At 65.1% G+C, this 26,055-nt stretch carries 24 protein-coding genes; 5 read left to right on the top strand and 19 right to left on the bottom strand.

What is annotated here, in order from left to right:
• Positions 1-50: 50 nt before the first annotated feature.
• From hemN to ccoN, 10 genes are read right to left on the bottom strand one after another with little or no spacing between them, the layout of a single operon-like run.
• The gene (gene hemN / locus AQZ49_RS19080) at positions 51-1,382 is read right to left on the bottom strand and encodes an oxygen-independent coproporphyrinogen III oxidase (RefSeq protein WP_067619849.1); all 1,332 of its coding nucleotides are present in this window, start codon (positions 1,380-1,382) and stop codon (positions 51-53) included.
• Entirely contained in the window at positions 1,372-1,635 is a 264-nt protein-coding gene (locus AQZ49_RS19085) for a hypothetical protein (protein ID WP_067619636.1), read from the bottom strand. The genes hemN and AQZ49_RS19085 overlap by 11 nt, the downstream gene beginning before the upstream one ends.
• A complete protein-coding gene (ccoS, locus tag AQZ49_RS19090; protein WP_067619637.1) occupies positions 1,632-1,784 on the bottom strand; it encodes a cbb3-type cytochrome oxidase assembly protein CcoS in 153 nt (50 codons plus the stop codon). The genes AQZ49_RS19085 and ccoS overlap by 4 nt, the downstream gene beginning before the upstream one ends.
• Positions 1,781-3,910 carry a heavy metal translocating P-type ATPase gene (locus AQZ49_RS19095; protein ID WP_369819157.1) on the bottom strand — a complete coding sequence of 710 codons (2,130 nt, stop codon included), beginning with the start codon at positions 3,908-3,910 and terminating at the stop codon, positions 1,781-1,783. Before AQZ49_RS19095 ends, ccoS begins: the two co-directional genes overlap by 4 nt.
• A 5-nt stretch (positions 3,911-3,915) precedes the next feature.
• The gene (locus AQZ49_RS19100) at positions 3,916-4,410 is read right to left on the bottom strand and encodes a FixH family protein (RefSeq protein WP_082701919.1); all 495 of its coding nucleotides are present in this window, start codon (positions 4,408-4,410) and stop codon (positions 3,916-3,918) included.
• On the bottom strand, positions 4,407-5,891 hold the full coding sequence (gene ccoG, locus AQZ49_RS19105) for a cytochrome c oxidase accessory protein CcoG (RefSeq protein ID WP_067619647.1): 1,485 nt from the start codon (positions 5,889-5,891) through the stop codon (positions 4,407-4,409). The genes AQZ49_RS19100 and ccoG overlap by 4 nt, the downstream gene beginning before the upstream one ends.
• An 18-nt stretch (positions 5,892-5,909) precedes the next feature.
• On the bottom strand, positions 5,910-6,857 hold the full coding sequence (gene ccoP / locus AQZ49_RS19110; RefSeq protein WP_067619650.1) for a cytochrome-c oxidase, cbb3-type subunit III: 948 nt from the start codon (positions 6,855-6,857) through the stop codon (positions 5,910-5,912).
• Positions 6,847-7,020 (bottom strand): cbb3-type cytochrome c oxidase subunit 3, encoded by a 174-nt coding sequence (locus tag AQZ49_RS19115; RefSeq protein WP_067619653.1) that lies wholly within the window; start codon positions 7,018-7,020, stop codon positions 6,847-6,849. Before AQZ49_RS19115 ends, ccoP begins: the two co-directional genes overlap by 11 nt.
• Positions 7,017-7,769, bottom strand: a complete 753-nt coding sequence (ccoO, locus tag AQZ49_RS19120) for a cytochrome-c oxidase, cbb3-type subunit II (RefSeq protein WP_067619657.1) — start codon at positions 7,767-7,769, stop codon at positions 7,017-7,019. The genes AQZ49_RS19115 and ccoO overlap by 4 nt, the downstream gene beginning before the upstream one ends.
• Positions 7,770-7,787: 18 nt before the next feature.
• Positions 7,788-9,446: a cytochrome-c oxidase, cbb3-type subunit I gene (gene ccoN, locus AQZ49_RS19125; RefSeq protein ID WP_067619659.1), complete on the bottom strand. Its 1,659-nt coding sequence runs from the start codon at positions 9,444-9,446 to the stop codon at positions 7,788-7,790.
• A gap of 266 nt (positions 9,447-9,712) precedes the next feature.
• Here ccoN and AQZ49_RS19130 point away from each other — a divergent pair, with 266 nt between their 5' ends.
• Complete coding sequence (locus tag AQZ49_RS19130; RefSeq protein WP_067619662.1) at positions 9,713-10,408, top strand: OmpW/AlkL family protein; 696 nt, start codon at positions 9,713-9,715, stop codon at positions 10,406-10,408.
• Between the two features lie 118 nt (positions 10,409-10,526).
• Here the strand turns inward: AQZ49_RS19130 and AQZ49_RS19135 are convergent, their stop codons facing one another.
• The 3 genes from AQZ49_RS19135 to AQZ49_RS19145 all read right to left on the bottom strand — a co-directional run bounded on the left by AQZ49_RS19135 (position 10,527) and on the right by AQZ49_RS19145 (position 13,271).
• Positions 10,527-11,222 carry a Crp/Fnr family transcriptional regulator gene (locus AQZ49_RS19135; RefSeq protein WP_067619666.1) on the bottom strand — a complete coding sequence of 232 codons (696 nt, stop codon included), beginning with the start codon at positions 11,220-11,222 and terminating at the stop codon, positions 10,527-10,529.
• A gap of 235 nt (positions 11,223-11,457) precedes the next feature.
• The gene (locus AQZ49_RS19140) at positions 11,458-11,943 is read right to left on the bottom strand and encodes a flavin reductase family protein (protein ID WP_067619852.1); all 486 of its coding nucleotides are present in this window, start codon (positions 11,941-11,943) and stop codon (positions 11,458-11,460) included.
• 41 nt (positions 11,944-11,984) lie between these two features.
• Positions 11,985-13,271 (bottom strand): MFS transporter, encoded by a 1,287-nt coding sequence (locus AQZ49_RS19145; protein ID WP_231739323.1) that lies wholly within the window; start codon positions 13,269-13,271, stop codon positions 11,985-11,987.
• Between the two features lie 86 nt (positions 13,272-13,357).
• On the opposite strand from AQZ49_RS19145, the gene aqpZ reads away from it, so the two are divergent.
• Positions 13,358-14,053, top strand: a complete 696-nt coding sequence (gene aqpZ / locus AQZ49_RS19150; RefSeq protein ID WP_067619672.1) for an aquaporin Z — start codon at positions 13,358-13,360, stop codon at positions 14,051-14,053.
• 20 nt (positions 14,054-14,073) lie between these two features.
• On the top strand, positions 14,074-14,445 hold the full coding sequence (locus AQZ49_RS19155; protein ID WP_067619675.1) for a helix-turn-helix domain-containing protein: 372 nt from the start codon (positions 14,074-14,076) through the stop codon (positions 14,443-14,445).
• Here the strand turns inward: AQZ49_RS19155 and lepA are convergent.
• On the bottom strand, positions 14,414-16,216 hold the full coding sequence (gene lepA, locus AQZ49_RS19160) for a translation elongation factor 4 (protein ID WP_067619678.1): 1,803 nt from the start codon (positions 16,214-16,216) through the stop codon (positions 14,414-14,416). The genes AQZ49_RS19155 and lepA overlap by 32 nt on opposite strands.
• Positions 16,217-16,250: 34 nt before the next feature.
• Positions 16,251-18,965, bottom strand: a complete 2,715-nt coding sequence (locus AQZ49_RS19165) for an EAL domain-containing protein (protein ID WP_156428401.1) — start codon at positions 18,963-18,965, stop codon at positions 16,251-16,253.
• 258 nt (positions 18,966-19,223) lie between these two features.
• Between AQZ49_RS19165 and AQZ49_RS19175 the strand changes: the two genes are divergently transcribed.
• Together AQZ49_RS19175 and AQZ49_RS19180 are read left to right on the top strand one after the other, a co-directional pair.
• Positions 19,224-20,045, top strand: a complete 822-nt coding sequence (locus AQZ49_RS19175) for an alpha/beta fold hydrolase (protein WP_231739324.1) — start codon at positions 19,224-19,226, stop codon at positions 20,043-20,045.
• A 96-nt stretch (positions 20,046-20,141) separates the two neighbouring features.
• Entirely contained in the window at positions 20,142-21,890 is a 1,749-nt protein-coding gene (locus tag AQZ49_RS19180; protein WP_067619690.1) for an N-acyl-D-amino-acid deacylase family protein, read from the top strand.
• Between the two features lie 2 nt (positions 21,891-21,892).
• Here the strand turns inward: AQZ49_RS19180 and AQZ49_RS19185 are convergent, their stop codons facing one another.
• The 4 genes from AQZ49_RS19185 to fabG form a co-directional block, all read right to left on the bottom strand.
• A complete protein-coding gene (locus AQZ49_RS19185; protein ID WP_067619692.1) occupies positions 21,893-23,314 on the bottom strand; it encodes a globin-coupled sensor protein in 1,422 nt (473 codons plus the stop codon).
• Positions 23,315-23,410: 96 nt separating this feature from the next.
• Positions 23,411-24,529, bottom strand: coding sequence for a DNA polymerase III subunit beta (gene dnaN / locus AQZ49_RS19190; RefSeq protein WP_067619695.1), 1,119 nt, complete (start codon positions 24,527-24,529; stop codon positions 23,411-23,413).
• Positions 24,530-24,770: 241 nt separating this feature from the next.
• Positions 24,771-25,289, bottom strand: a complete 519-nt coding sequence (locus AQZ49_RS19195) for a hypothetical protein (protein ID WP_067619698.1) — start codon at positions 25,287-25,289, stop codon at positions 24,771-24,773.
• On the bottom strand, positions 25,289-26,053 hold the full coding sequence (gene fabG, locus AQZ49_RS19200) for a 3-oxoacyl-[acyl-carrier-protein] reductase (RefSeq protein WP_067619701.1): 765 nt from the start codon (positions 26,051-26,053) through the stop codon (positions 25,289-25,291). The genes AQZ49_RS19195 and fabG overlap by 1 nt, the downstream gene beginning before the upstream one ends.
• Between the last annotated feature and the right edge of the window lie 2 nt (positions 26,054-26,055).

A 26,055-nucleotide genomic window follows, 5' to 3' on the forward strand; every position in this document is an offset into this window, starting at 1 on the left:
CGGTGCGGCCTTCGGAAATTTCGGCAAAGCCGGAATTTCCGATCCGACTCTCACACCGCCGAGCTGAAACGGCGCTCGCCGCTGCGATAGGCATCGAACACCGCCGCGATCGACCGCGCATAAGGTTCGCTGCCGCGTTCGAGGATCAACCGGTCGGCATCCCACCGGATCAGGCCGCGCGCGGCAAAGGGTGCAAGCCGGGTCGCGGCGGCCATGGCGAGGTCGGCATCGATATGCGCCGCGCCATGGCACAACAGCGCCTCGATCACCGCCCCCCGACGGCGATCTTCGGCGCTGCGCCGCACCCCGCGCCGTCCGGCAAGCTGCCCGGCCCCGGTCAGCATGCGGTATCGGCCGGTGTTCTTTTCGTTCTGCACATAGGCGGTGTCGAACTGGCTGATCGAGGTGGCGCCCAGCCCGATCAGCACAGCCGCCTGATCCTCGGTAAAGCCCTGGAAATTGCGCCGCAGTCTCCCGGCCAGCGTGGCCTGCGCCAGGCTGTCGCCAGGGCGGGCAAAATGGTCGAAACCGACCGGCTGATACCCCGCATCGACCAGTTGGCGATAACCCAGCGCGGCCATGCGAAACCGCGCCCGCTGATCGGGCAAGGCCGTCGCATCGATCCGCCGCTGGCGCGGGATCATGTGCGGCACATGGGCATAGCCGAACAGCGCAACGCGGTCGGCACCCAGTGCCGCGGTTTCATCAAGCGTTTCGGCCAGCACCGCGTCATCCTGAAACGGCAGGCCATACATCAGGTCGAAATTGATCGATTCCACCCCGCTCTGGCGCAGACCCGCCACCGCGCGGGCAATATCGTCGCGCGGCTGCACCCGGCCGATGGCGGATTGCACGCGCGGATCGAATGTCTGCACGCCAAGGCTGGCCTTGACGACACCGATGCCGCGAATGGCGGTCAGCCACGCCGGGGTCAGGCTGCGCGGATCGATCTCGATCGAGATGACCGGCCACGGCACGCGGAAATTGACCAGCAGCGCATCGACCAGCCGCACCATTTCATGCGGCTGGATCGCGTTGGGGCTGCCCCCGCCAAAGGCGATGCGCGACACCCGTACCGAAGGGTGGAGCAAACGCGCCACCGCAACCATTTCGGCATGGAGCGCATCGAGATAGGCGGCGAGCCGCTCGGCGCGATTGGCCGCCGCCGTGTTGCACCCGCAATACCAGCAGATCTCCTGACAGAACGGGATATGCACATAGAGCGAGACATCGCCACGCACCGCGGCCAGGGCCTCGCGCTGCACCGTCTCCAGACTTTCATCGCCAAATTCGGCGGCGGTTGGATAGCTGGTATAGCGGGGCACCGCCTGCGCCAGCAGGTCCGGGTAATAGGTCCAGTCGGCATGGCGCTCAGGCGGCATCGGCATCATCCTCTCCGTCGCAACAGCTATCGCCGGGCAGCCGCTTGCGCATTGCGCTATGACAAATCTTGCAGCATGGCGCGCCGCCGGGGGCATCATCCTTGCCCGGCAGGCGGATCGGCACGGCGTGGCCGCCATATTCGCCGCAGATCGGCACCAGCATCCAGCCCGCCCTGGCCGGTGCAGGCGCCGTCATCTGCGCCAGCGCGACCAGCGCGGGCCCGCCCGCGATCCATGCCCGCGCCAGTGTCATGGCTGATCCTCGTCTTCCTCGATCAGGATACGCGCCGCCGCGCCATCGAGATCGCTGAATTGCCCGCGCCGCAGCGCCCAGAAAAACGCGATCAGCCCGATCAGCCCCATGAAGAGCGCAATCGGGATCAGCAGCGCGAGCGAGGTCATCGCGGCACCCGCGCCAGCCGCAGCGAATTGGCGATCACCACCAGCGACGACAGGCTCATCGCCACCGCCGCCACCAGCGGTGTGACCAGCCCCGCCATCGCCAACGGCACCGCCAGCAGGTTGTAGCCGATCGCCAGCGCAAAATTCTGCCGCACCACGCGCATCGTGGCCCGCGCGACCGACACCGCGCGCGGCAGCGCCAGCAGCGAATCCCCGGTGAACACCAGATCGGCGGCCTGCCGCCCGACATCGCTCGCTGTGCCCGGCGCAATCGAGGCATCGGCGGCGGCCAGCGCGGGGCCATCGTTCAGCCCGTCCCCAACCATCAGCACGCGGGCCCCGGCGGCTTGCAGATCGGCAATCGCCGCCTGCTTTTCCGCCGGGCTGGCGGTGGCGCGCGCAGGCAGGCCGGTTATGCGCGCGGCCTCTGCCACAGCCGCCCGATTGTCCCCCGACAGGATCGCGCAAGGCACACCCAGCGCCGCCAGCCGCGCCAGCGCCTCGGCCCAATCGGGGCGCAAGGCGTCGGCAAAGCGGATAATCCGCACTGGCTGGCCAGTGATCGACAGCGCGGCAGCCATGCCTTCGGCACCTGCCGGACGCCCCAGCGACACCGCCAGCGCGCCATGGCGCGCCTCGACCCCGCGCCCGGCGATCTCGGCCACATCAGTCAGATCGACGGTGCGCACACCGCGCGCCGCCAGCGCCCGCGTCAGGGCGAGCGACAGCGGATGCCGGCTGTGGCTGGCCAGCGACAGCGCAATCGCCGCGTCGGTCCCATCGAGCGCCGCCAGGCAGGCCGCGTCGGGCACCGGACACCCATGGGTCAGCGTACCGGTTTTGTCGATCAGCGCGTGATCGACCCCGGCCAGCCGTTCGAGCGCCGCCCCGTCCTTGACCAGCACCCCGCGCCGCAGCAACGCGCCCGCCGCCACCACTTGCGCCACCGGCACCGCCAGCCCCAGCGCGCAAGGACAGGTGATGATCAGCACCGCAATCGCGACCACCAGCGCGTGATAGAGCTCCGCCCCCGCGATCAGCCAGCCGACAAAGGCCAGCAGCGCCAGACTGTGCACCGCCGGGGCATAGAGCCGCGCCGCGCGGTCGGCGATCCGCACATAGCGCGATCGCCCCTGCCCCGCGCTGGCCATCAGCCGGGCGATTTCGGCCAGCGAGGTGTCCTCGCCGCTGGCGCCCACGCGCACATCGACCGGATTGTCCAGATTGAGCGTGCCTGCCAGCACCGTATCCCCGGTATCGGCCCGCACCGCCGCGCTTTCGCCGGTCAGCAGCGACTGGTCGAACCGGCTGGCGCCGCGCGCGATCGCGCCGTCGGCGGCCAGCCGTTCGCCCGCCGCCACGCGCATCACCATGCCGGGCACCAGATCGGTCGCCGGCAACCACGCAGGCGTGCCATCGGCGGCCACCACCGTGGCCCCGGCCGGCGCCTGGCGCAGCAGGGCATCGACCCCGGCCCGCGCACGATCGCGCATCATCGCATCGAGCGCGCGGCCCGCCAGCAGGAACAGCAACAGCATCAGCGTGCCGTCAAACCAGGCCTCCTTGCCGCCGGTCATCGTTTCATAGCACGACAGCCCGGTCGCCAGCAGCACGCCGATCGAGATCGGCACGTCCATATTGGTCGCCCCGTGCCGCAGTGCGCCCCACGCCGAGGCAAAGAACGGGCGCCCGGCATAGGCCACCGCCGGCACCGCGATTACCGCCGACAGCCAGTGAAACAGCACGCGCGTGGCCCCATCGGCCCCCGACCACACCGACACCGACAACAACATGACATTCATGCAGGCAAACGCTGCCACCGCCAGCGGGGCCATCAGCGGGCGCACCGCCGACACCGGCTCGGCCCGGTCAAGCCGGGGCTGTGCCTCGAACCCCGCCTGCGCCAGACTGGCCACCAGATCGGGCACCGCGACGGTATCGTGATGATCGACCGCCACCTGCCGCGCGGTCAGATTGACGCGCGCGGTGGCAACCCCTTCGATCCGCCCCAGCGTGCGTTCGACTTTGGCCATGCACCCGGCGCAATGCATGCCGGGCACCGACAGCACGGTGTGCACAGTCTCGCCCGCGATCGTGTGCCCCGCATCGGTGCCGGGCACGGCCAGGCTGGTCACGGACGCGCTCCGCTGGTCACTTCGGCAACATGGTGCCAGGAATGCCCGGCGGCCTGCACGGCCAGGTGGATACGCCAGCGTCCGGCAGGCAGCGTGGCCGTATAAGTACCGGGGGCGGTCTCGACGAAGTCCAGGCCGAGATCGGTCGTCGCGCCCAGCGGATGCGTGGCATCGCCGCTGAGCCGCGCACCGCGCAAGGGCCGTGCCTGACGATCGACCAGCGTGACCGACAGCCGGTCGCCCGCCGTGCCGAACCCGGCGGTCCAGCCCAGCGCGCGTTCGGCCCGCGCCTGATCGATCCAGCCATTGTAGCGCTGGCTGGCGTCATAGGAATTTTCCACCACTTCGCCGCTGAACGTCGACAGCGCCAGCCGCGCCATGGCGACATTGATGACCAGCACCACGCCAAACCCGGCAGTCAGGATCGCCAGCATGTGCCAGCCGGTGAACGGGCGCCACAACCGGTGTGGAACGATAGCTTGGCGGGTCATTGGCCGTTTCCTTCCGCATTGGAAAATGTCGATCGCACCTGATCGTGCCCTTGTTCACGATCGCCCGCTTTGAGCTGGAACAACACCGGGCCGGGTTTTGTGCCGACCGGGCCCAGCATATAGAGCCGCAGGCGCAGCGTGGTGTCGGCAGGGACGCTCATCGCCAGCGTGCCCCGCGCTCCGTGCTCATCCATGTCGTCGGTATAGATCAAGGCGCCGGGCACGCCGCTGGTGGTCAGCGTGACCGGGCGCGGGCGATCTTCCATGTTGCGCACCTTGACGGTGAACCCGTCGCGCGCCGCGCCGCCAGACAATTGCACGAATTCGGGGTTGCGATCCTTGGCCACCGACAGCGTCAACCGCGTGCGCGTGCCCAGCATGAACAGCAGCCCCGCGCCGATCCCCGCCCACACCGCGAAATAGATCAGCGTGCGCGGGCGCAGGATGGTCTTGAGCACCGGAGTATCGGCCTCGCCATGCGCTTCGCGGGTGGCGTCTTCCAGCGTGCAATAATCGATCAACCCGCGCGGGCGGCCCACTTGCGCCATCGCGCTGTCGCAGGCATCGATGCACAGCCCGCAGGTGATGCAGCCGATCTGGGCGCCTTCGCGAATGTCGATCCCGGTCGGGCAGACCGCCGCGCACTGGTGGCAATCGATGCAATCGCCGACCGGCGCCAGCCCGGTTTCAAGATGGCGTTGCGCGGTCTTGAGCGAGCCGCGCGGTTCGCCGCGCCAGTGCTTGTAAGTGACCAGCAGCGATTTTTCATCGAGCATCGCCGACTGGATGCGCGGCCAGGGGCACATATAGACGCACACCTGTTCGCGCATGAACCCGCCCAGCACAAATGTGGTCAGCGTCAGCACGCCGACCGTGGCATAGGCAACCGGATCGGCCGTGCCGGTCCAGAACGCGCGCTGCAGCGTGGGCGCGTCGGCGAAATAGAAGATCCACGCCCCGCCGGTCATGAACGAAATGCCCAGCCAGATCGCCCATTTGAGCAGTCGCCTGGCCAGCTTGCCCGCTGTCCACGGCGCCTTTTGCATCCGCAATTGGGCGTTGCGATCGCCATCGATCAACCGGTCGACATGCTGGAACAGATCGGTCCACACCGTTTGCGGGCAGGCATAGCCGCACCACGCACGGCCGACCACGCTGGTCACCAGAAACAGCCCGATCCCCGCCATGATCAGCAGGCCGGCCACGAAATAGAATTCGTGCGGCCAGATTTCGATGGCAAACATGTAGAACCGCCGGTGCGCCAGATCGATCAGCACGGCCTGGTGCGGAGCCCACTCCCCCCGGTTCCAGCGCAGCCACGGCGTGCCCCAATAGACGATCAGGCACAGCGCCATGACCGCCCATTTGAAACGACGAAACGGTCCGTCAACTTTGCGCGGAAAGACCGGAACCCGCCTGGCATAAAGCTGTACGGGGTCCGGGTCTGTCCTTGCCACGAGCCTGGGATCTGGCGCGTTCATGTCTGGCATGTCCTGTGGTTATCTGGCCGCAACCGGCACAGTGGGGGTCGCTTCACCGCCGCCCAGCGAATGGACATAGGCGGCCAGCATCTTGACCGTGACGGGATCGAGCCGCTGCCCCCAGGCCGGCATCACCCCGGCATGGGCGTTGGTGACGGTGTTGGTGATCGCCGCGCGATCGCCGCCATAAAGCCAGATCGCGTCGTTGAGCCGTGGCGCACCGACCGTGCGTCCGCCTTCACCATTGGCGCCATGGCACACCGCGCAATTCTGGGCGAAGATCACCGCCCCGCGTTGCGAAGAGGCCGAGGCCGGGTCCTGTTTGCTGATCACACGGACATGGCTGACCACATCCTGGACTTGCGCCGGGGTCAGGATGCCGTCGCGGCCGAACGAGGGCATCAGGCTGGTGCGGGTCTGATCATCACCGGGATAGCGGATGCCGTGTTGCAGCGTCTGGTAAATCGCGCCGATATCGCCGCCCCACAGCCAGTCATCGTCGTTGAGGTTGGGATAGCCCTTGCCCCCAGCCGCGCCCGCGCCGTGGCATTGCACGCAGTTCTGCTTGAACGCTGCGCGCCCGCCCTCGATCGCGGCGCGTTGCAGGGTGGGGTTCCTGATCAGATCTTCGACCGGGGTCTGCGCAATCGCGGCGCGCACTGCCGCGTGGCTGGCGTCGGCAGTCTTGATCTCGGTCGCCAGCGCGCCCCGGCTGGTCCACCCAAGCACGCCCGGCGTCGCGCCGCGCAGGCCGGGCAGCGCCGGATAGAGGATCACATAGACCACTGCAAAGGCAATGCAGATATAGAACAGGATCAGCCACCAGCGCGGCAGCGGGGTATCGAGCTCCTCGATCCCGTCCCATTCGTGGCCGACAGTATGCGTGCCGGTGGCCTCGTCAAGGCGGGCACCGTGCTGCTTTGCGTGGCCGGTTTCGGTGCCGGCCGCACCATGATCATGCGCCATCGTTGTCATCCTCGAAAATCGAGTTGGCGGCCTTGTCGGCTTCGCTGCGCGCGCCCGGCCGGAACGGCCACAGGCACAGCACGACAAACACCACGGTCATCGCAGCCAGGCCCCAACTGTCGGCCAGCCCGCGCAGCACCTCATAGGTCGATCCGCTGTTCATCGTCCCTTCTCCTTCGAGAACTGTTCCTGCGCGGCGGGCGCGTTGACATCGACCATCGTGCCCAGCACCTGCAGATAGGCGACCAGCGCATCCATTTCGGTCAGGCGCTTGGGATTGCCGTCAAAGTCGCGCGACTGCGCCTTGGGATAACGCTTCTTCAGGTCGGTGGTGTCGGCGTCGGGATCGGCCTGCGCCTTGAGATCGTCGTTGGCCTTGGCGATGTCGTCCCTGGTATAGGGGACACCGACTTCGGACAGGACTTTGGTCTCGGCGCGCATGTCGCCCGCATCGAGATCGTGCTCGGCCAGGAACTGATAGGTCGGCATGATCGATTCAGGCACGACCGAACGCGGGTCTTTCAGATGCTGGACATGCCATTCATCCGAATATTTGCCGCCCACGCGCGCCAGATCGGGGCCCGTGCGCTTTGACCCCCACTGGAACGGGTGGTCGTACATCGATTCTGCGGCCAGGCTGTAGTGGCCATAGCGTTCGACCTCGTCGCGGAACGGACGGATCATCTGGCTGTGGCACAGATAGCAGCCTTCGCGGACATAGATGTCGCGCCCGGCCTGTTCGAGCGGGGTATAGGGCCGCATGCCCTGTACTTTCTCGATCGTGTTGTCGATCCAGAACAGCGGGGCGATCTCGACGATCCCCCCGATCGTCACCGCGCCGAATGCCAGGACCGCGAGCAGCGTGATATTACGCTCGATGACCTTGTGGCGCTGAAGGAATGAGTTTGCCATTGTCGTTGCTCCTTCAGATCACTGGACGGGTGCCGGGGTGAGCGGCACGTCCCTGGCGGGGTCGAAGGTGATGTCGCCAAACGGGGCTTCATCGCGTTGCGCGTGGCCCAGGATGGTGCGGGTGATGTTCCACGCCATGATGCTGGCGCCCGACAGGTAGAGCAGCCCGCCAAAGCAGCGCAGCACGTACATCGGGTGGACCGCCGCGACGGTTTCGGCGAACGAGTTCACCAGATAGCCGTCAGGACCATATTCGCGCCACATCAGGCCTTCGGTCAGCCCGGCGACCCACATGCTGGCGGCGTAGAAAACGATCCCCAGCGTCGCCAGCCAGAAATGCCAGTTGATCATCCGCACCGAATACATGCGGGTGCGGTTCCACAGGCGCGGCGTCAGGTAATAGAGCGCGCCAAAAGTGACCATGCCGTTCCACCCGAGCGCACCCGAATGCACGTGGCCGATCGTCCAGTCGGTATAATGCGACAGGCTGTTGACCGACTTGATCGACATCATCGGGCCTTCGAACGTGCTCATGCCGTAAAAGGCCAGGCTCATCACGAACAGGCGCAGGATCGGATCGGTGCGCAACTTGTCCCACGCGCCGTTGAGCGTCATCAGCCCGTTGATCATGCCGCCCCAGCTCGGCATCCACAGCATGATCGAAAACACCATGCCCAGCGTCTGCGCCCAGTCGGGCAGCGCCGTATAGTGAAGATGGTGCGGCCCCGCCCAGATGTAGAGGAAGATCAGCGCCCAGAAATGGATGATCGACAGGCGATAGGAATAGACCGGACGATTGGCCTGTTTGGGCACGAAATAGTACATCATGCCAAGGAACCCGGCGGTCAGGAAAAAGCCCACCGCGTTGTGGCCATACCACCACTCGATCAGCGCGCCCTGCACCCCGCCCGCGACCGAAATCGACCGGCTGCCGAACCAACTGACGGGAATGGCCGCGTTGTTGACCAGATGCAGCATCGCCACGGTCAGGATGAACGACAGGTAGAACCAGTTGGCGACATAGATATGCGGTTCGGACCGGCGCAGGATCGTGAACACGAACACCGCCAGATAGCTGACCCACACGATCGTCAGCCAGATGTCGACATACCATTCGGGCTCGGCATATTCCTTGCCCTGGGTGATCCCCATCAGATAGCCGGTGGCGGCCAGCACGATGAACAGTTGATAGCCCCAGAACACGAAACGGGCGAGACCGGGGAAGGCCAGCCTGGCCCGGCACGTACGCTGCACGACGTAAAACGACGTGGCGATCAGCGCATTGCCTCCAAAGGCGAAGATGACAGCCGACGTGTGCAGCGGGCGCAGGCGGCCGAAGTTGATATATTCGATGCCGAAATTGAGCGCCGGAAACGCCATTTCGAGCGCGATGTAGAGCCCGGCCATAAAACCGGCCATGCCCCAGAACACCGTGGCGATAACCGCCCAGCGAATCACTTCGTCATCGTATTTGCCAGGGTCGGGCGACCGCAGGATGCCGCGCGAGATCGCATCGACATCCTTGCCGCGCAGCGTAACGATCAGCGCGATGGCAGCCGCCAGCGCGCAGATCACCATATGCACTGCAAAACCCCAGTCGACCGACAGCGCGCACGCCATCAATGCCAGCACGAGCGCGGCGAACCACACGCCCGCACGTATCACAACCAATTCCATGGAGCCTTCCCTTCCATAGCCAATCTCACCGATCGGCCCTGCGCGAGGGACAGGGGCGGCGCATTGACACCGGTCAATTAAGGAATGGGCGCCAGGGTTCCTTGTTGTGCAATTGCAACATCACCGGATTGGAACATCGAATGCGTCCGCAATTTTGCGCTCCGTCAATGCCGGGGGTCTGGCGATGCCCCATCAGGCTGCCAACGCCACGGCTGAACAGACGGGCCAACGAGGGGTTGGCCAACCGCGGCGGCAGGACATGAGACATGAAGACATTTGTTCGCCGGACCCTGGCAATGTGCCTGGTCGCCCCCGTTCTGGCCGCAGCCGCTCCGGCGTTTGCCGACGACGCAGCGGCAGGTCCCTGGCAGGTCAAACTGTTCTACACGGCAGTGATTCCCGACGGCAAGATCAGCAAAGTCGAACAGACCACGCTGACCGGCCCGCTGGTGTCCGCGCCGCAGACTTATGCCAGCGACAACGCGTTCACCCCGACGCTGGCAGTCGAATATTTCTTCACGCCCAACGTGTCGGTTGAAACCATCGCAGGCGTCACCGCACACCATGTCGGTGGCGCGGGCTCGCTGGCCGGAACCGCCTTGATTGATCACGTGCTGATCGTTCCGGCAACCCTTACGGTGAAATACCACCTGCCGCTTGGGCCGATCAAACCCTATGTCGGCGTTGGCCCGACCTGGTTCATCGTCGGTGGCGAACGGCCCGGTGCCGATGCGCTTGCGCTGGGCGTGACCAGGACGAAGCTGTCGAGCGATGTGGGTGTTGCGGTGCAGGCCGGCGTCGATATCCCGATCGGCAAGAGCCCCTACAGCCTCAGCTTCGACGCCAAAAAGTACTGGGTGGACACCACCGCGAACTTCTATGCGGGCAGCGCCGACGTGCTGACCACCAAGAACAAGCTCGATCCCTGGGTGCTGAGCGCGGGTGTCGCGTACCGCTTCTGATTGAATGCCACGAGATCCCCGGCCTAATCGCCGGGGAAGGTGGGCGGGATGCGCCGGAGTCTGGGATCCTCCGGCAGCGTTCCGCCCGCCGCTTTTTTGGAATGTGCGCTTGTGCGGGTCAGCCCGCCTGCGCAACCAGCGCCCGGCGATCGAGCACTTCGACTTCGCGCCGCGATGGCAGGCCGATAACCCCGTCCTGTTTCAGCCGGGTGAACTGGCGGCTGACCGTTTCGATGGTCAGGCCCAGCAGATCGGCCACTTGCTGGCGCGAAAATGGCAAGGCAAAGCGTTTGGCCGGCATCAGCGTCGGCGCACAGCCGGTCTCGCCAAAGCGATCCGACATATCGAGCAGGAACGTCGCGATCTTTTCCGACGCGGTCTTGCGGCCCAGCAGCATCATCCATGACCGCGTGCGATCAAGCTCTGCCAGCGTACGTTCGAGCAGCTTGTGCTCAAGCCCGGGATGTTCGCGCGCAAAACGGTCGAAATCGTTGCGGGCAAACACACAGACCCGCGCGTCGGTCAGCGCGATCACGCTGGCCCGGCTGGTCTGGCCAAACGGCCGGCCGATGAAATCCGACGGATAGGCGACGCCGACAATCTGTTCGCGCCCGTCTTCGGTGGAGGTGGTCAATTTCAGCACACCGTCGATCACGTTGGCGACCAGCAGCGAATCATCGTCCTCCCAGATCAGCGGTTCGCCCGCAGACACGTTCCTGCGCCGCCCCATCGTATTGAGGGCGACCAGTTCACGACTGTCGAGGCCTGCACAGATCGCTCGGTTGCGTACAACGCATGTTTCGCAAGATGACATAGAGGGCCATCTACCAAATATTTGGTGAAACGACAATTCCACCTTGGTAAATCGGCCTCCCCACAAAAATAAGGGCGACCGGGGTCACCGGCCGCCCAAGTTGGGGAGAAATCGGCGGAAAGACACGCTGTCGAGAGTGGTGACCGTCGCCCTTCCGTCGAAAACCGTTCTCGCAGATGCGAAAGAGGTCGGCGTTGACCAAAGTCAAATTGACGCCAACAAATACGCTCCGAACTCAATAATCCAGCTCGGCCAGGTCGTGATATTGGCCGCTGAAGAACAGCAGCGGCGTGCCCACGTCGCGGCGACCGAGCGATTCGACCGAGCCGACCACCAGAAAATGGTCCCCGACGTCGGTCACCCGTTCGACCACGCAATCGATCCAGGCGATCGCATTTTCCAGCAGCGGCTGGCCCGACGGGGTGTGGCCATGCGCCAGGTCGGCAAACTTGTCCTCGGCACGCGCGGCGAATCGGCGGCACAAGTCGAGCTGGTCCGATCCCAGCACATTGACGCAGAACCGGCCGACCGGGGCAATCTGGGCCCAGGACCGCGATTTGCGATCGGGGAAAAAGCCGACCAGCGGCGGGTCCAGCGAAATCGACGTGAACGAGCCGACCACCAGCCCATGGCGCACGCCATCGTCCGTGACAGCGGTGATCACCGCAACACCGGTGGGATAGGCGCCGAGCACGCTGCGAAACAAAGCTGGATCGATCATCGTTGCCATCCGTGTCGCGAAGCATTGCGCGGGTCAACCGTCTATTGTGCCGTCAGCTTGCGCGGAGCGGTTTCGGGCATCATGATCAGCACTGGCACCACAGCGGCGGCCACCAGCGCGATCATCGCACCGGGCGCCCAGGCCGCGCCGGTTGCCACGATCAGCACATGCGCCACCCACGGCGACAAACCGCCGAACACGGTTGTTGCTGTGGAAAACCCCAGCGCCAGGCCAGACAACCGCGCGCGACCGGAAAACTGTTCGGCCGTGGCCGAAGCGGCCACCGCGCTCCACGCGCCGCCAATCGCGGCCAGCATCATCGCCCCGCCCAGCGCCATGCCCATACCGCCACGCAGCATCAGCGGAAACAGCACGATCGGCAGCACCGATCCGGCCAGGGCAATCCCCACCAGCATCGGCCGCCGCCCCAATCGGTCGGACATCGCGCCCGCAATCGGCGTGATCGCGATCACCATCAACGCCGCCAGGGTCGACAGCCACAGCGCCGCGCCTTCGCCCATCGCGCCCGATCCGACCAGAAAGGCCGGAACATAGTTGATGCCGACGTAGTACGAGATCGACCCCAGCGACGAAATTGAAAAGCCGCGCAACACCCCTGCGCGTTCGGCCCCGATGGCACGCGCCAGCGGCTGGGCGTCGATCGCGCCATGCGCCACGTTGTCAAGAAATTCGGGCGATTCGGCCATGTGCGACCGCCCGATCCAGATCGCCCCGGCCAGCACCGCGCCCACCGCGAACGGCACCCGCCAGCCCCAGGTATCAAGCGCCGCGATCGGCAGGGTCAGCACGACTGCCGCGCTGACCGCCGCGGCCAGCAGGGCGCCGACTTCGCTGGCCGCCGAGGCCAGCGAGGCGATCAGCCCGCGCCGCACGGCGGGGGCGCCTTCGACCAGATAGGCAACCACCCCGGTATATTCGCCGCCCACCGCAAAGGCCATGACACAGCGCAGGGCCAGCAACAGCCACCCCGCCACCGGCCCCGCCACGGCGCGTGTCGGCAGACAGGCGGTGGCCGCCATTGCCAGCGTCATCACCGCCATCGACACCATCATCGCGCGCCGCCGCCCGTGCCGGTCGCCAAACACCCCCAGCACCACCGCGCCCAGCGGCCGCATTACATAGGACACCGCAAATCCGGCCAGCGCGACGCCGACCGACCCGCTGCCGCCGCCGTAAAACACCCGCGCCAGCACCGTGACGAAATAGAGATAGAGTGTGAAATCGTACCATTCGACCACGGTGGAAATCGCGGCAATTCCCATCGAAGCGGGCGATACCGGGGCAAGTGCGGGAGAATGTTCAGCCATCGTCCCATCCCAGCACACCCGGCACCGGTTGTCATGGCCATAGAATGAAATTAACCATGTGCAGGCAACAAGGTGGGAGACAGGACATGCGACACAAATTGGCGGCCGAATTTTTCGGCACGTTCTGGCTGGTGTTTGGCGGATGCGGTGCGGCGGTGCTGGCTGCGGCGTACCCCACGCTCGGCATCGGTTTTGCGGGCGTCGCGCTCGCCTTTGGCCTGACCGTGATGACGATGGCATACGCGGTGGGCGGCATTTCCGGCGGCCATTTCAACCCCGCCGTATCACTCGGGCTGGCGGTGGCTGGCCGGTTCGAATGGCGCTATCTGATCCCCTACTGGATCGCGCAAGTGTTCGGCGCGGTGATCGCCGCCGTCGCGCTCTATGCCGTGGCCAGCGGCAAGCCCGGCTTTGTAGTCGGCGGTTTTGCCTCGAACGGCTATGGCGATCTGTCGCCCGGCCACTATTCGCTGTTTGCTGCTGCCCTGATCGAGGTGATCCTGACCGCCGGGTTTCTGGTCGTTATCCTGGGCTCGACCTCGCGCCTGGTGCCGGCCGGGTTTGCCCCGATCGCGATTGGCCTGGCGCTGACGCTGATCCACCTGATCGCCATCCCGGTCACCAACACCTCGGTCAACCCGGCCCGCTCGACCGGCGTCGCGCTGATCGCGCAGACCGGCGCGCTGGGCCAGTTGTGGCTGTTCTGGGCCGCGCCGCTGGCAGGTGCGGCAATCGGCGCGCTGATCTGGCGCCACCTGCTGGCGCCTTACGACGCGGATTGACGTGCGCAGGAACAACACAGGTGAACAAAGAGCCTATCATCGCCATTCCGGCTGACCTTGACGATCCGGATGATTTCGCGGTGTCCGAAGCCGGGGTTGAACGTGCGCTGATGGGTCGCAACATCCGTAAATTGCGTCATGCGCTTGGCCTCAGCCGGACCGAATTCGCGGACCGCTATGGCATTCCGGTGGCCAATATCCGGCAATACAAGATCGGCCGCACGATGCCGCCGCCTGCAGTGCAGGTCTATCCCAAGGTCATTGCCGCAGAACCGGAACGCTTGCGGCGGCAATCACCGCGTAATGCCACGTTGTCCACCTTGGCAATGATGGCGACCGATTCTCGAACCCGAAGCAGTCTTACTCTTCGCCCATCCGCAGCGCGGCAATGAAGGCTTCCTGCGGGATTTGCACGCTGCCGTATTCGCGCATGCGCTTTTTGCCTTCTTTCTGCTTGTCGAGCAGCTTTTTCTTGCGACTGATGTCGCCGCCATAGCATTTGGCGGTAACGTCCTTGCGCATTGCGGCGATGGTTTCGCGGGCAATCACTTTGGCGCCGATCGCGGCCTGGATCGGGATCTTGAACAAGTGGCGGGGGATCAGATCCTTCAGCCGTTCGACCAGGCCGCGCCCACGCGCATCGGCCTGGCTGCGGTGGACGATCATGCTCAGCGCGTCGACCGGTTCGTTGTTGACCAGGATGTTCATCTTGACCAGATCGCCCTCGCGCAGGCCGATCTGTTCATAATCGAAACTGGCATAGCCCCGGCTGATCGATTTCAGCCGGTCGTAGAAATCGAACACCACTTCATTGAGCGGCAGTTCATAGTTCACCTGGGCCCGGCCACCGACATAAGTCAGCCCGGTCTGGATGCCGCGCCTGTCCTGGCACAGCTTCAGGATCGAGCCGAGATATTCGTCGGGGGTGTAGATCGTCGCCTTGATCCACGGTTCGTACATCGTGTCGATCTTGACCGGGTCGGGCATGTCGGACGGGTTGTGCAGTTCGACGATCGACCCGTCGGTCATCGACAGGCGATAGACCACGCTGGGCGCCGTCGTGATCAGGTCGAGATCATATTCGCGGCTCAGCCGTTCCTGGATGATTTCCAGATGCAACAGCCCGAGAAACCCGCAACGATAGCCAAAGCCGAGCGCCGCGCTGGTTTCCATTTCAAAGCTGAAACTGGCATCGTTCAGCCGCAACTTGCCGATCGAATCGCGCAGCTTTTCGAAATCGGCGGCATCGGTCGGGAACAGCCCGCAGAACACCACCGGCTGCACTTCCTTGAAGCCGGGCAGAGCCTCGGTCGCGCCGCCCTTGACGGTGGTGATGGTGTCACCCACGCGGGCCTGCGCCACTTCCTTGATCTGCGCGGTGATGAAGCCGATCTCGCCCGGCCCCAGTTCGGCCAGTTGCTCGATCTTGGGCCGCATGCAGCCCACGCGGTCGATCAGGTGTTCGGTATCGCCGGCCATGAAGCGGACCTGCAGCCCCTTGCGGATCACGCCATCGATGATGCGCACCAGAATGACCACGCCCAGATAGGGGTCATACCAGCTATCGACCAGCATCGCCTTCAACGGCGCATTTCGATCGCCCGACGGCGGAGGAATGCGCGTGACGATCGCTTCGAGCACTTCGGCAATGCCGATCCCCGATTTGGCGCTGGTCATCACCGCCTGGCTGGCATCGAGCCCGATCACATCCTCGATCTGCGCCTTGACGCGTTCGGGTTCGGCGGCGGGCAAGTCGATCTTGTTGATCACCGGCACGATTTCGTGATCGTGCTCGATCGACTGATAGACATTGGCGAGCGTCTGCGCCTCGACCCCCTGCGCCGCGTCGACCACCAGCAACGCGCCTTCACACGCGGCCAGGCTGCGACTGACTTCATAGGCAAAGTCGACGTGGCCGGGGGTGTCCATCAGGTTGAGCTGATAGGTCTTGCCGTCCTTGGCCGGGTAATCGAGGCGCACGGTCTGCGCCTTGATAGTGATGCCGCGTTCGCGCTCGATATCCATGTTGTCGAGCACCTGGGCCGACATTTCACGTTCAGACAGGCCGCCGGTGAACTGGATCAGGCGGTCGGCCAGCGTCGATTTGCCGTGGTCGATGTGGGCAATGATGGAGAAATTGCGGATCAGCGCGAGGTCGGTCATGCGTGGCCGTTAGCAGCGTGTCCGCGTCCTGTCATCAACCGGTGCGCCGCTGTGCACCATCGACCGTCGTCCCGGCGGGAGAAAGTGGTGCCTGGCGCGCGCGCCGCGTCGAAATCACCGCGATGCGGCCATTTTCGTCGAGTTCCAGCGGCTCGGAAAATTCGATGCCCATGCGTTCCTCTTCCGACCAGCGGGTGGTGCCGTTGACAACTTGCCCATCGGACAGCTGGATGCGGAACACGGTGCCCGCAGGAACATTGCGCAAGCCTTCGACCAGCGCGCCCGACTGGCTGATATTGCGCACATTGGCATCATAGCGCTGGCCGCCATGTTCCAGCACCACGCGGCGCAGGATCGACTGGCGCAACGCACGCGCCGCGCGCGGCCCGCGCGCAATCGCCACCAGCCCGCTGCCCAGCCGGTCGGCAGCGGCCTGCGCCGACAGCGGGCGTTCGTAGATATAGCCCTGCACATGACTGCACCCGAGCAGGCGCACCAGATCGAGCTCGTCGAGCGTTTCCACCCCTTCGGCGGTGGTTTCCATATTGAGCGCTTCGGCCAGGCTGACGATCGAGGCGATGATCGCGCCGTTGCGGCTGCCCGGCTGGGTCGCGCCGCGTACAAACGACTGGTCGATCTTGATCTTGTCGAACGGCGCCTTTTTCAGATAGCCGAGCGAGGAATAGCCGGTGCCGAAATCGTCGAGCGCCAGCCGCACCCCCACCCGTTTCAGCGCGCGGAACATCGCCTCGTTGCCGTCATCGTCGTTGATGAACACGCTTTCGGTAATTTCGAGCTCCAGGCGGTCGGCGGCGACCCCGGACGACGCCAGCGCGCTGGTGACGATGCCCGGCAACGCCGGATTGGCGAATTGCAGTGCCGAAACATTCACCGCCACGCGCACCGACCCCGGCCATTTGGCCAGATCGCTGCAGGCCTGGCGCAGCGCCCATTCGCCGATCTGCGCGATCAGCCCGGCATCTTCGGCAATCGGGATGAACTTGGCCGGCGAAATGCTGCCGTGTTCGGGATGAGTCCAGCGCAGCAGTGCCTCAAACCCGGTGATCTTCTCGGTCGTGGTCTGCACCACCGGCTGATAGAACAGTTCCAACTGCCCGTGCGCCAGCGCATCGCGCAAGTCTTCTTCAAGCTGGCGGCGTTCCTCGGCGTCGCTGTGCAGATCGGGCGCATAGAAATGGAACCGCCCGCGGCCGCCATCCTTGGCGGCATAGAGCGCCAGATCGGCGTTGCGGATCAGCGCTTCGCTGGTCACCCCGTCATCGGGCGCGATGGCGATACCGATCGAGGCGCCGATCATTACCCGGCTGCCATCGAGGTTGTACGATTGCGACAGGCTTTCGATGATATGCGCGGCAATCTGCGCCAGCATCGGCCGTTCGATCCGGCCCGGCAGAATGATCTGGAATTCATCGCCGCCCAGCCGCCCGACGCGCCCAGCCGAGCCGACCCCGCGTTCCAGCCGTTGCGCCACCTGTTTCAGCAACTGGTCGCCCGCCGGGTGGCCCAGCGTATCGTTGACTTGCTTGAACCTGTCGAGATCGATCAGGAACACCGCACAGGCGCGCTGGCGCATCTGCGGCGCGATGAGGATCTTTTCGAGCGACTGCGACATGAAAAACCGGTTCGACAGCCCGGTCAGCGAATCGAAATGGGCCAGCCGCGACACGTGTTCCTGCGTACGCCGCTGTTGCGTCAGATCGGCACCCGACCCGCGAAAGCCCTGAAAATTGTCGAACGTGTCATAGATCGGCCGCCCGGTGATCGCCCACCAGCGTTCCTCGTCGCGCACCGCCGCGCGCACGGTCAGATCGCTGAAGCTGGACCGCGCCGACAGATGAAAGGTCAACGTGCGTTCGCCCCGGTTGCCCGATTGCCCGGCGGCCTGATCCTCGACCTGGAACAAGTCGGTCAGCGGCCGCCCCACCAGGTCTTCGGCTGTACGCCCCAGCAAATCGGCAACCGGCGCCGAAATATACAGGATCATCCCGCGCCGGTCGGTTTCCCAGAACCAGCCCTGCCCGGTTTCTTCGAAATCGGCGAGAATTTCCTGCGCGCGGGTCTGTTCGCGCGCGGCGTCCTGCAACCGGCGGTATTCGGCCAGATCGATCTCGCGCTGGCGGGCATAGGCGATGCTGCCGATCGCCACGCCGATGATCATCGCCAGCATACCGCCCAGCGCCGACACCACACACGTGATCGCCGCCCACATCGCCACTTGCCCGCACAGCAGCCCGGCCAGACGCACCGACTGGATCATGGTTGCGATCAACGCGACGCTGACCAGCACCGCCAGCGCCTGAAGCCAGGGCACAGCGCCGACTTGCGCCCAGTGGGCAATGCCCCAGCCATACCCGAACATCGGCGCAACGATCATCACCGCGACCATCACCATACGATCGCGCGTGCCGTGGGCGGCATGGTCAAGCCGCCCGATCAGCCGTGCCGACAAAGCAACCCCGGCCGAAACCAGCGCAACCACGGGCGACAGCCAATCGGCAAAGGCGCGGTTGGCCAGCAACAGCACGGCAACGCCCAACACCATCGGCAGGGCAATCTGCCACCATTCGGGCGCGACCATCGATCGGTGGTACGATGCGCCAAACAGGAAACCCGCGCCCGGCTGGTCGGGCGTATAGCCCCCGGCCCGTTCGCGACGCGGTCGACTGCGCGCATAGGGTTTGGTGCGGGCCCCTGCCGCATGGATATCGTTGATGCCCGCCTCGCTCATGCAATCGGGCATGGCCCGTCGCGCTTTGAAAAAGCGTTAAGCCGGACCATGAAATTCCATCGATTTCGCGATCATTGGCCCATGCTGCGCAGTAATGTCACGACCCTGGCAATAATGCCGGGCAAACGTCCCGCAGCGGGACAATCGGGCGCCGGCAGCATGCCCGGTGGCATTGCGCGGCAAGGCAGGCTAAAGGCCCGCCATCGCCCAGCCTCGCTGAACACGACCGCAGCGCGCCAAGGGGCAAGACAGGACAGCATGACCGCCACCACCGCAACACGATCGGCCCCCAGAGATTCGACCGGCAGCTTTTCGATGGTCGGCGTCGCCGGGCGGCGGCTGCGCATCGGCCAGTGGCATGTCGGCGCCGGGGGCACACCGCTGGTGCTGTTGAACGGCATCGGCATGAATATGGAAATGCTCGAACCGGTGGCCCGCGAAATGCCCGATCGCCGCCTGATCAGTGTCGACATGCCGGGTATCGGCCAATCGCCCGATCCGATCTTTCCCTATACCATTCCCCAGATGGCGCTGACGCTGGCGGCGCTGCTCGACCGGTTGCATATCGACGTGGTCGACATGCTGGGCATCAGTTGGGGTGGTGCGCTGGCGCAACAGTTCGCCTTTCAGCATCGCGCGCGCACCCGGCGACTGGTGCTGGCCGCAACATCGGCGGGCACCGTGATGGTGCCGGGCAACCCCGCCATGGTGGGGCACATGCTCGACCCGCTGGAATACAGTGTCGAGGCGGCACTGCGCCGCAATCTGGCGACGCTGTACAACGGCGGCGGATCGGGGCGAGTGTCGCTCAACGCGGCGATACCGCCCTCGCCGGTCGGCTGGGCATGCCAGTTGTCGGCCTTTGCGATGTGGAGCAGCGTGGCATTCCTGCCGCTGCTGTCGCTGCCGGTGCTGGTGATGGCCGACAACGAGGATCAGTTGATCCCGGTGTCGAACGCCCATTTCCTGCACAACGCCATTCCCGGCAGCCGTCTTGAACTGTTCGAGGGCGGCGGACACTTGTTCATGCTGTCGCATCCCGCCGGATTTGCCGCAAAACTTGCCGATTTCCTTGCCTGAATCGCGGGTTGACCCCGACGGGACGCTGTGACTTAATCGAGCCATTAACAGGTGACGGCAGCCGTAACGAGTCGGCCGCACCGGGGAGAATGGCCGATGGCACTCTATGACCTGATCATTCGCGGCGGTACGATTGTCGATGGCACCGGCGCCGCGCGCTTTACCGGCGATGTTGCCGTGCGCGACGGGCTGATCTGTGCGGTCGGCGCCGTCGCTGGCAGCGCGACGCGCGAAATCGATGCCACCGGGCTGGTGGTAACCCCCGGCTGGGTCGATATCCACACCCATTACGATGGTCAGGCGACCTGGGATGCCGAAATGGCGCCCTCGTCGTGGCATGGCGTCACCACCGCGATCATGGGCAATTGCGGGGTGGGCTTTGCCCCCGCCGCGCCCGATCGCCACGACTGGCTGATCGGCCTGATGGAAGGCGTCGAGGATATTCCCGGCACAGCGCTGGCCGAAGGGCTGACCTGGGACTGGGAGACCTTCCCCGAATATCTCGATGCGCTGGAACGCCTGCCGCGCGCCATCGATGTTGGCACCCACGTGCCCCACGGCGCGGTGCGCGCCTATGTGCTGGGCGATCGCGAACGCCCGGGCGCAGTCCCCACCGCCGACGACATCGCGCAGATGGCGGCGATTGTCGAACAGGGCATGCGCGCAGGCGCGCTGGGATTTTCCACCAGCCGTACGGTGATCCACAAATCGGTCGAAGGCGAAGTGGTGCCCGGCACCACCGCCACGGCCGAGGAGCTGGTGGCGATCGGCCGCGCGATGGGCCGGGTGGGCCATGGCGTGTTCGAAATGGCCAGCGATCTGCGCCCAGAATGGCGCGAATTCGACTGGATGGGCGCAGTCAGCCGCGAAACCGGGCTGCCGGTGGTGTTCGCCGCGTTGCAATCGATCGCACGCGAAACCACGCTCGATCAACAACTGGCCGAAATGGACCGCCAGAATGCCGATGGTGCGCGCATCGTCGCGGCCATCGCGCTGCGCGGCAATGGCGTGATCATGGGCTGGCGCGGCACGGTCCACCCGTTCCGATTCCGCCCGAGCTGGACCGCCATCGAACACCTGCCCTGGCCAGAGCAACTGGTGCGCCTGCAAGACCCGGCATTTCGCGCCACCCTGCTGGGTGAAGACAATGTCTATCCCGACAGCGACATCATCCACTTGCTGCGCGCACTGGCCGAAGCGTGGGACCAGTTGTTCGAAATGGACGACGATTTCGATTACGAGCCGCCTGCCGGGGCCAGCATCGCTGCCCGCGCCGCCGCGTGCGGGGTCAGCCCGGCGGCCTATGCCTATGACCTGTTGACGGCAGGCGACGGCACCGGGTTCATCTATTTCCCGATCCTCAACTATGCCGACGGCAATCTTGACTTCCTCGAAGCCTTGCAGGCGCGCGACGATTGCGTGAATTCGCTGAGCGACGGCGGCGCGCATTGCGGCACGATCTGCGATGCCGCCTCGCCCACCTTCATGCTGCAACACTGGGTCCGCGATCGTCCACGCGGGCGGCGGATTTCGCTGGAAACCGCGGTCAAGCGCCAAAGCCATGACACGGCCCGCCTCTATGGCCTGGATGATCGCGGGGTGATTGCGCCGGGCACACTGGCCGATCTCAACCTGATCGACATGGACATGCTGCGGCTGGAAAAACCATGGCTGGCGTTCGACCTGCCGGCCGGCGGCAAGCGGCTGCTGCAACGCGCGCAAGGCTATCGCTATACCATCAAGAGCGGCGTGATCACGTTCGAGGATGGCGTGTGGACCGGTGCGACACCGGGCGGCGTGCTGCGCGGGCCGCAACGCGCCGCGCTGCTCGAAGCGGCGGAATAGCGTCAGGCGGCTCGGCGGGCGACCACCGGCATGGTGCCGCCCTCGACGCGAAACGTGCCGACTTGCGCGGTCAACTGATCGGCTGCTGCGGCCAGGCTGCGCGCTGCGGCGGTGGCCTGTTCGACCATCGCGGCGTTGTGCTGGGTCATCACGTCAAGCTCGCTGACGGTTTCGCGCACTTCGCTGATCTGGGTTGCCTGGGTGCGCGCAGTGCTGGCAATCGTGCTGGCCAGTTCCGCGATTTCGCCGACTTTGCCAACGATCCGTTCAAACGTATCGCCGGTCTGCCCGACCAGATCGACCCCGCGCTCGACTTGCGCCGAACTTGCGCCGATCAGCGTCTTGATGTCGAGCGCGGCATCGGCCGAACGTTGCGCCAACGCGCGCACTTCGGTGGCGACCACCGCAAAGCCGCGCCCGGCCTCGCCCGCGCGCGCCGCCTCGACCCCGGCGTTAAGCGCCAGCAGGTTGGTCTGGAACGCGATCCCGTCGATCACCGTGACGATTTTGCCGATTTCGAGCGCCGAGGCATGGATATCGCGCATCGCCGCGACAGTTTCGCCAACGACGGTGCCACCGGCCTGGGCATCGGCATGCGCCTGTTGCACCGATGCGTGCATGGTTGCCGCATCACCTGCGGTTTGCCCGACGCTTGCCGCCAGCGTCGTCATCGCGGCAGAGGCTTCTTCCAGACTGGCGGCCTGGTGCTCGGTGCGCATCGCCAGATCATCCGATGCCTGGCGGATTTCGCGTGCACCGCTGTCGACCTGGCGCGCATTATCGGCAACATGCGCCAGCGCCGCGCTGACTTTGCCGCGCATCGCCTCAAAATCGCGCTGCAAACTTTCGAAACCGGGCGGCAGCGTGTCGAGCCGCGTCGCGAAATCGCCCTCGGTCATCACGTGCAGCGCTTCGCCCAGCGTCGTTATCACTTTCGAGCGGCGTTCGGCCTCTATGTCGAAATAAGTCGACAGCGCTATGTCCATGTCGAACAGCGCCATCTTGACCAGACTGCCGATGGTTTCGCCCAGGCGTCTGCCCAGCGGCCCGAATGCGCCGCGCGTGATGGACTGGATCACATCGTCGAGCACAGCCGAATAGGCACCGATGTACCAGCCCGGTTCGAGCCCGATCCGCGCATGGACACGGCCAATGGTTTGCGCGGATTGCAGATAGGCCTGCTCAGGCGATCCGGCAAACATGCGTTCCCAATGGTCGACCTGTTTGGCGCGCGCATGGTCCATCGCCGCTTGCGAGGAAAACAGCCCGGCGGTTGCCTCAGTCGTGGCGATCCGCCGATAGAGCCGGTCGAGCGCCCGCCCCCCATGTTTGCGCATCGCGGCGGCAATCTTGCCAAACCGCGCAAAATCCCTCTGTTCAAGGCAAAAGAAGGCCGTCTTGGCCGATATGCTGACGTCCGCCATGCCGGTGCCATCCCATTGTCATGGAATTAACCCTAGCAAACGACGATGAAACCGCCCCCTCACGGGATATCAGCAATATCCCCTAAGCGACCACGATCACACGCGCATCGGCATCAGCACATAGAGCGCTGCCGACTGGTCATCCTTGCGGATCAGTGTCGGCGCGCCCGCATCGGCCAGATGCAGTTCGACCAGATCGCCATCGATCTGGCTGAGAATATCCTTGAGATAATTGGCGTTGAAGCCAATTTCAAAGCCATCGGCGCGGTAATCGGCGGCAATCTCTTCGGCCGCCGTGCCGTTGTCGGGGCTGGTCACCGACAGCGTGACACGGTCGGTGTCGAGCGCCATCTTGACCGCACGGGTCTTTTCGGTGGCAATCGTCGCGACGCGGTCGACCCCTTCGAAAAAGGCGCGCGGATCGAGCCGCAGCAGCTTGTCATTGCCGGTCGGGATCACCCGGTTGTAATCGGGGAACGTGCCGTCGATCAGCTTGCTGGTCAGCACCACGCCATATTCGCCGCCCAGCGTAAAGCGCACCTTGCTGGCCGACAGATCGATCAGCACATTGGTGTCGAGCACGTCTTCGAGCAGTTTGCGCAATTCGCCCACGCATTTGCGCGGGATGATCACGTCGGGCATGGCTTCGGCACCTTCGGGCCGGGCCAGCGTATAGCGCGCCAGCCGGTGGCCGTCGGTGGCGGCGGCCTTCAGCACGTCATCGCTGACATGGAAGAAGATGCCGTTGAGGTAATAGCGCGTTTCCTCGGTCGAAATCGCAAAGCGCGTGCGGTCGATCAGTTCGGCCAGGGTACGCGCGGGGATTTCGAAACTGGTCGGCAGATCGCCTTCGACAATCACCGGAAAGTCGTCGCGCGGCAGCGTCGGCAACTGGAACCGGCTGCGCCCGGCCTTGACCACCATACGATTGTCGACGGTTTCCAGGCTGACTTGCGACCCGTCGGGCAGCTTGCGCGCAATGTCGAACAGCAGGTGCGCCGATACGGTGATCGCCCCTGCGGCCTCGACCGATGCCGCGGGCATCGATTCGATCACTTGCAGATCGAGGTCGGTCGCCATCAGCTTGACCGATCCGCTGGCCGATGCATCGATCAGCACGTTTGACAGGATCGGGATGGTGTTGCGCCGCTCGACCACCGATTGCACATGGGACAGACAACGCAACAGCGTCGCGCGTTCGATGGTGGCCTTCATTCTCGTCTCGATCCCTCGGTCATGCCATCCCGGTCGCGATCAGCCCCGTGCGAGGGGATTCGCGCAAGGTGTGTTGCGGTTTCGGACCACCTTCCATAACCACGCCCGGTGCCTTCGCAAGCACCGACCGCACCGGGACAAGCGAAGCTGTGCATAAATCGCCCGAATTCAGCCCGTCATCCGGTTCCCTGCCACGAACGCAGACCTCCCACCCCGCGCGCGAGCGCGGTCAAGCAAAGCCTTAATCCAGATCGCGCAGGCCGTCGAACATGTTTGCGGTGGCCACAATCCACGCGGTGATCAAGGCCCAACCATCACTGGTGACTTTTGCCGGGTCGTGGCCAGCGTCCTTCAACGCATCGGCGACCAGCCGCAGATCGCCCTCGGTCACTTTTTCGGCCGGGTTGTTGGCATTGCCCGGCCCGATGTCGAGCGCCTGGTCGATCAGCGCCGAAGACACCCCTGCCGCCCCCAGCCGGGCATCCAGCGCATCGCGCCCCATCCGGCCCAGCACATACGTGAAATAGGCGTTGCGCTGGCTCTCCGACAGAAACTGGTCGGCGGCGCAGCGATCGGTCAGCACGCGCAATTCATCGAGCACGGGCCGCCCGCGCGCGGTGTCGCGGCTGACGATCACATCGGCCAGCCGCGCATCGAGCCCGGCGGGGGCGGCCTGCAACGCGCAGGCCAGCGCCTCGGGCGGGCGCGCGGCGGCTGGGCTGGCAACCAGCGCCAGCAACGCCCAGCCCGTGCGCAGCATCAGGACAGCATCGCCATGCCGCCATTCACATGCAGCGTCTGGCCGGTCACATAGCCGGCCTCGCGGCTGGCGAGATAGGCCACCGCCGCGCCGATATCGGCGCCTTCGCCCATGCGCCCCATCGGGATGCGCGCATTCAACGCGTCCTTTTGCGCATCGGGCAACACGTCGGTCATCGCCGTGCGGATAAAACCGGGTGCGACGCAATTGACGGTGATGCCCCGGCTGGCCAGTTCCTGGCCCAGCGACTTCGACAGCCCGACCAGCCCGGCCTTGGCCGCGGCATAGTTGACCTGCCCCGGATTGCCGGTGGCGCCGACCACGCTGGTGATCGTGACGATGCGGCCATGGCGCGCCTTCATCATCGGGCGCGCGGCGGCGCGCATCAGACGGAACGCGGCCTCCAGATTGACGCGGATCACCTGATCCCAATCGTCATCCTTCATCCGCATGATCAGATTGTCGCGCGTGATCCCGGCGTTGTTGACCAGGATGTCGATCTTGCCCAGCGTGTCGATCGTCGCGGGCACGAGCTGTTCGACCGAATCCGGGTTCGACAGATCGCAGGTGATCTCGACATGGTCATGGCCATAGGTCTCGTTCAGCTCATCGCGAAAGGCGCGCAATTTGCCCGCGTTGGTGCCCGACAGCGCTAGGCGCGCACCCTGCCGCGCCAGCGCATGGCAGATCGCGGAGCCGATGCCCCCGGCGGCGCCGGTCACCAGGGCAGTCTGCCCGGTCAGATCGAAAAGACGGTGTTCCATGC

Origin of the sequence: Novosphingobium sp. FSW06-99 (assembly GCF_001519065.1) — a bacterium.
Classification (GTDB): Bacteria; Pseudomonadota; Alphaproteobacteria; order Sphingomonadales; family Sphingomonadaceae; genus Novosphingobium.

Coding starts and splice junctions, on each gene's coding strand:
- hemN (WP_067619849.1), bottom strand. CDS start 1,382: ATGCCGCCTGAGCGCCATGCCGACTGGACCTATTACCCGGACCTGCTG.
- AQZ49_RS19085 (WP_067619636.1), bottom strand. CDS start 1,635: ATGACACTGGCGCGGGCATGGATCGCGGGCGGGCCCGCGCTGGTCGCG.
- ccoS (WP_067619637.1), bottom strand. CDS start 1,784: ATGACCTCGCTCGCGCTGCTGATCCCGATTGCGCTCTTCATGGGGCTG.
- AQZ49_RS19100 (WP_082701919.1), bottom strand. CDS start 4,410: ATGACCCGCCAAGCTATCGTTCCACACCGGTTGTGGCGCCCGTTCACC.
- ccoG (WP_067619647.1), bottom strand. CDS start 5,891: ATGAACGCGCCAGATCCCAGGCTCGTGGCAAGGACAGACCCGGACCCC.
- ccoP (WP_067619650.1), bottom strand. CDS start 6,857: ATGGCGCATGATCATGGTGCGGCCGGCACCGAAACCGGCCACGCAAAG.
- AQZ49_RS19115 (WP_067619653.1), bottom strand. CDS start 7,020: ATGAACAGCGGATCGACCTATGAGGTGCTGCGCGGGCTGGCCGACAGT.
- ccoO (WP_067619657.1), bottom strand. CDS start 7,769: ATGGCAAACTCATTCCTTCAGCGCCACAAGGTCATCGAGCGTAATATC.
- ccoN (WP_067619659.1), bottom strand. CDS start 9,446: ATGGAATTGGTTGTGATACGTGCGGGCGTGTGGTTCGCCGCGCTCGTG.
- AQZ49_RS19130 (WP_067619662.1), top strand. CDS start 9,713: ATGAAGACATTTGTTCGCCGGACCCTGGCAATGTGCCTGGTCGCCCCC.
- AQZ49_RS19135 (WP_067619666.1), bottom strand. CDS start 11,222: ATGTCATCTTGCGAAACATGCGTTGTACGCAACCGAGCGATCTGTGCA.
- AQZ49_RS19140 (WP_067619852.1), bottom strand. CDS start 11,943: ATGATCGATCCAGCTTTGTTTCGCAGCGTGCTCGGCGCCTATCCCACC.
- AQZ49_RS19145 (WP_231739323.1), bottom strand. CDS start 13,271: ATGGCTGAACATTCTCCCGCACTTGCCCCGGTATCGCCCGCTTCGATG.
- aqpZ (WP_067619672.1), top strand. CDS start 13,358: ATGCGACACAAATTGGCGGCCGAATTTTTCGGCACGTTCTGGCTGGTG.
- lepA (WP_067619678.1), bottom strand. CDS start 16,216: ATGACCGACCTCGCGCTGATCCGCAATTTCTCCATCATTGCCCACATC.
- AQZ49_RS19165 (WP_156428401.1), bottom strand. CDS start 18,965: ATGAGCGAGGCGGGCATCAACGATATCCATGCGGCAGGGGCCCGCACC.
- AQZ49_RS19175 (WP_231739324.1), top strand. CDS start 19,224: ATGACCGCCACCACCGCAACACGATCGGCCCCCAGAGATTCGACCGGC.
- AQZ49_RS19180 (WP_067619690.1), top strand. CDS start 20,142: ATGGCACTCTATGACCTGATCATTCGCGGCGGTACGATTGTCGATGGC.
- AQZ49_RS19185 (WP_067619692.1), bottom strand. CDS start 23,314: ATGGCGGACGTCAGCATATCGGCCAAGACGGCCTTCTTTTGCCTTGAA.
- dnaN (WP_067619695.1), bottom strand. CDS start 24,529: ATGAAGGCCACCATCGAACGCGCGACGCTGTTGCGTTGTCTGTCCCAT.
- AQZ49_RS19195 (WP_067619698.1), bottom strand. CDS start 25,289: ATGCTGCGCACGGGCTGGGCGTTGCTGGCGCTGGTTGCCAGCCCAGCC.
- fabG (WP_067619701.1), bottom strand. CDS start 26,053: ATGGAACACCGTCTTTTCGATCTGACCGGGCAGACTGCCCTGGTGACC.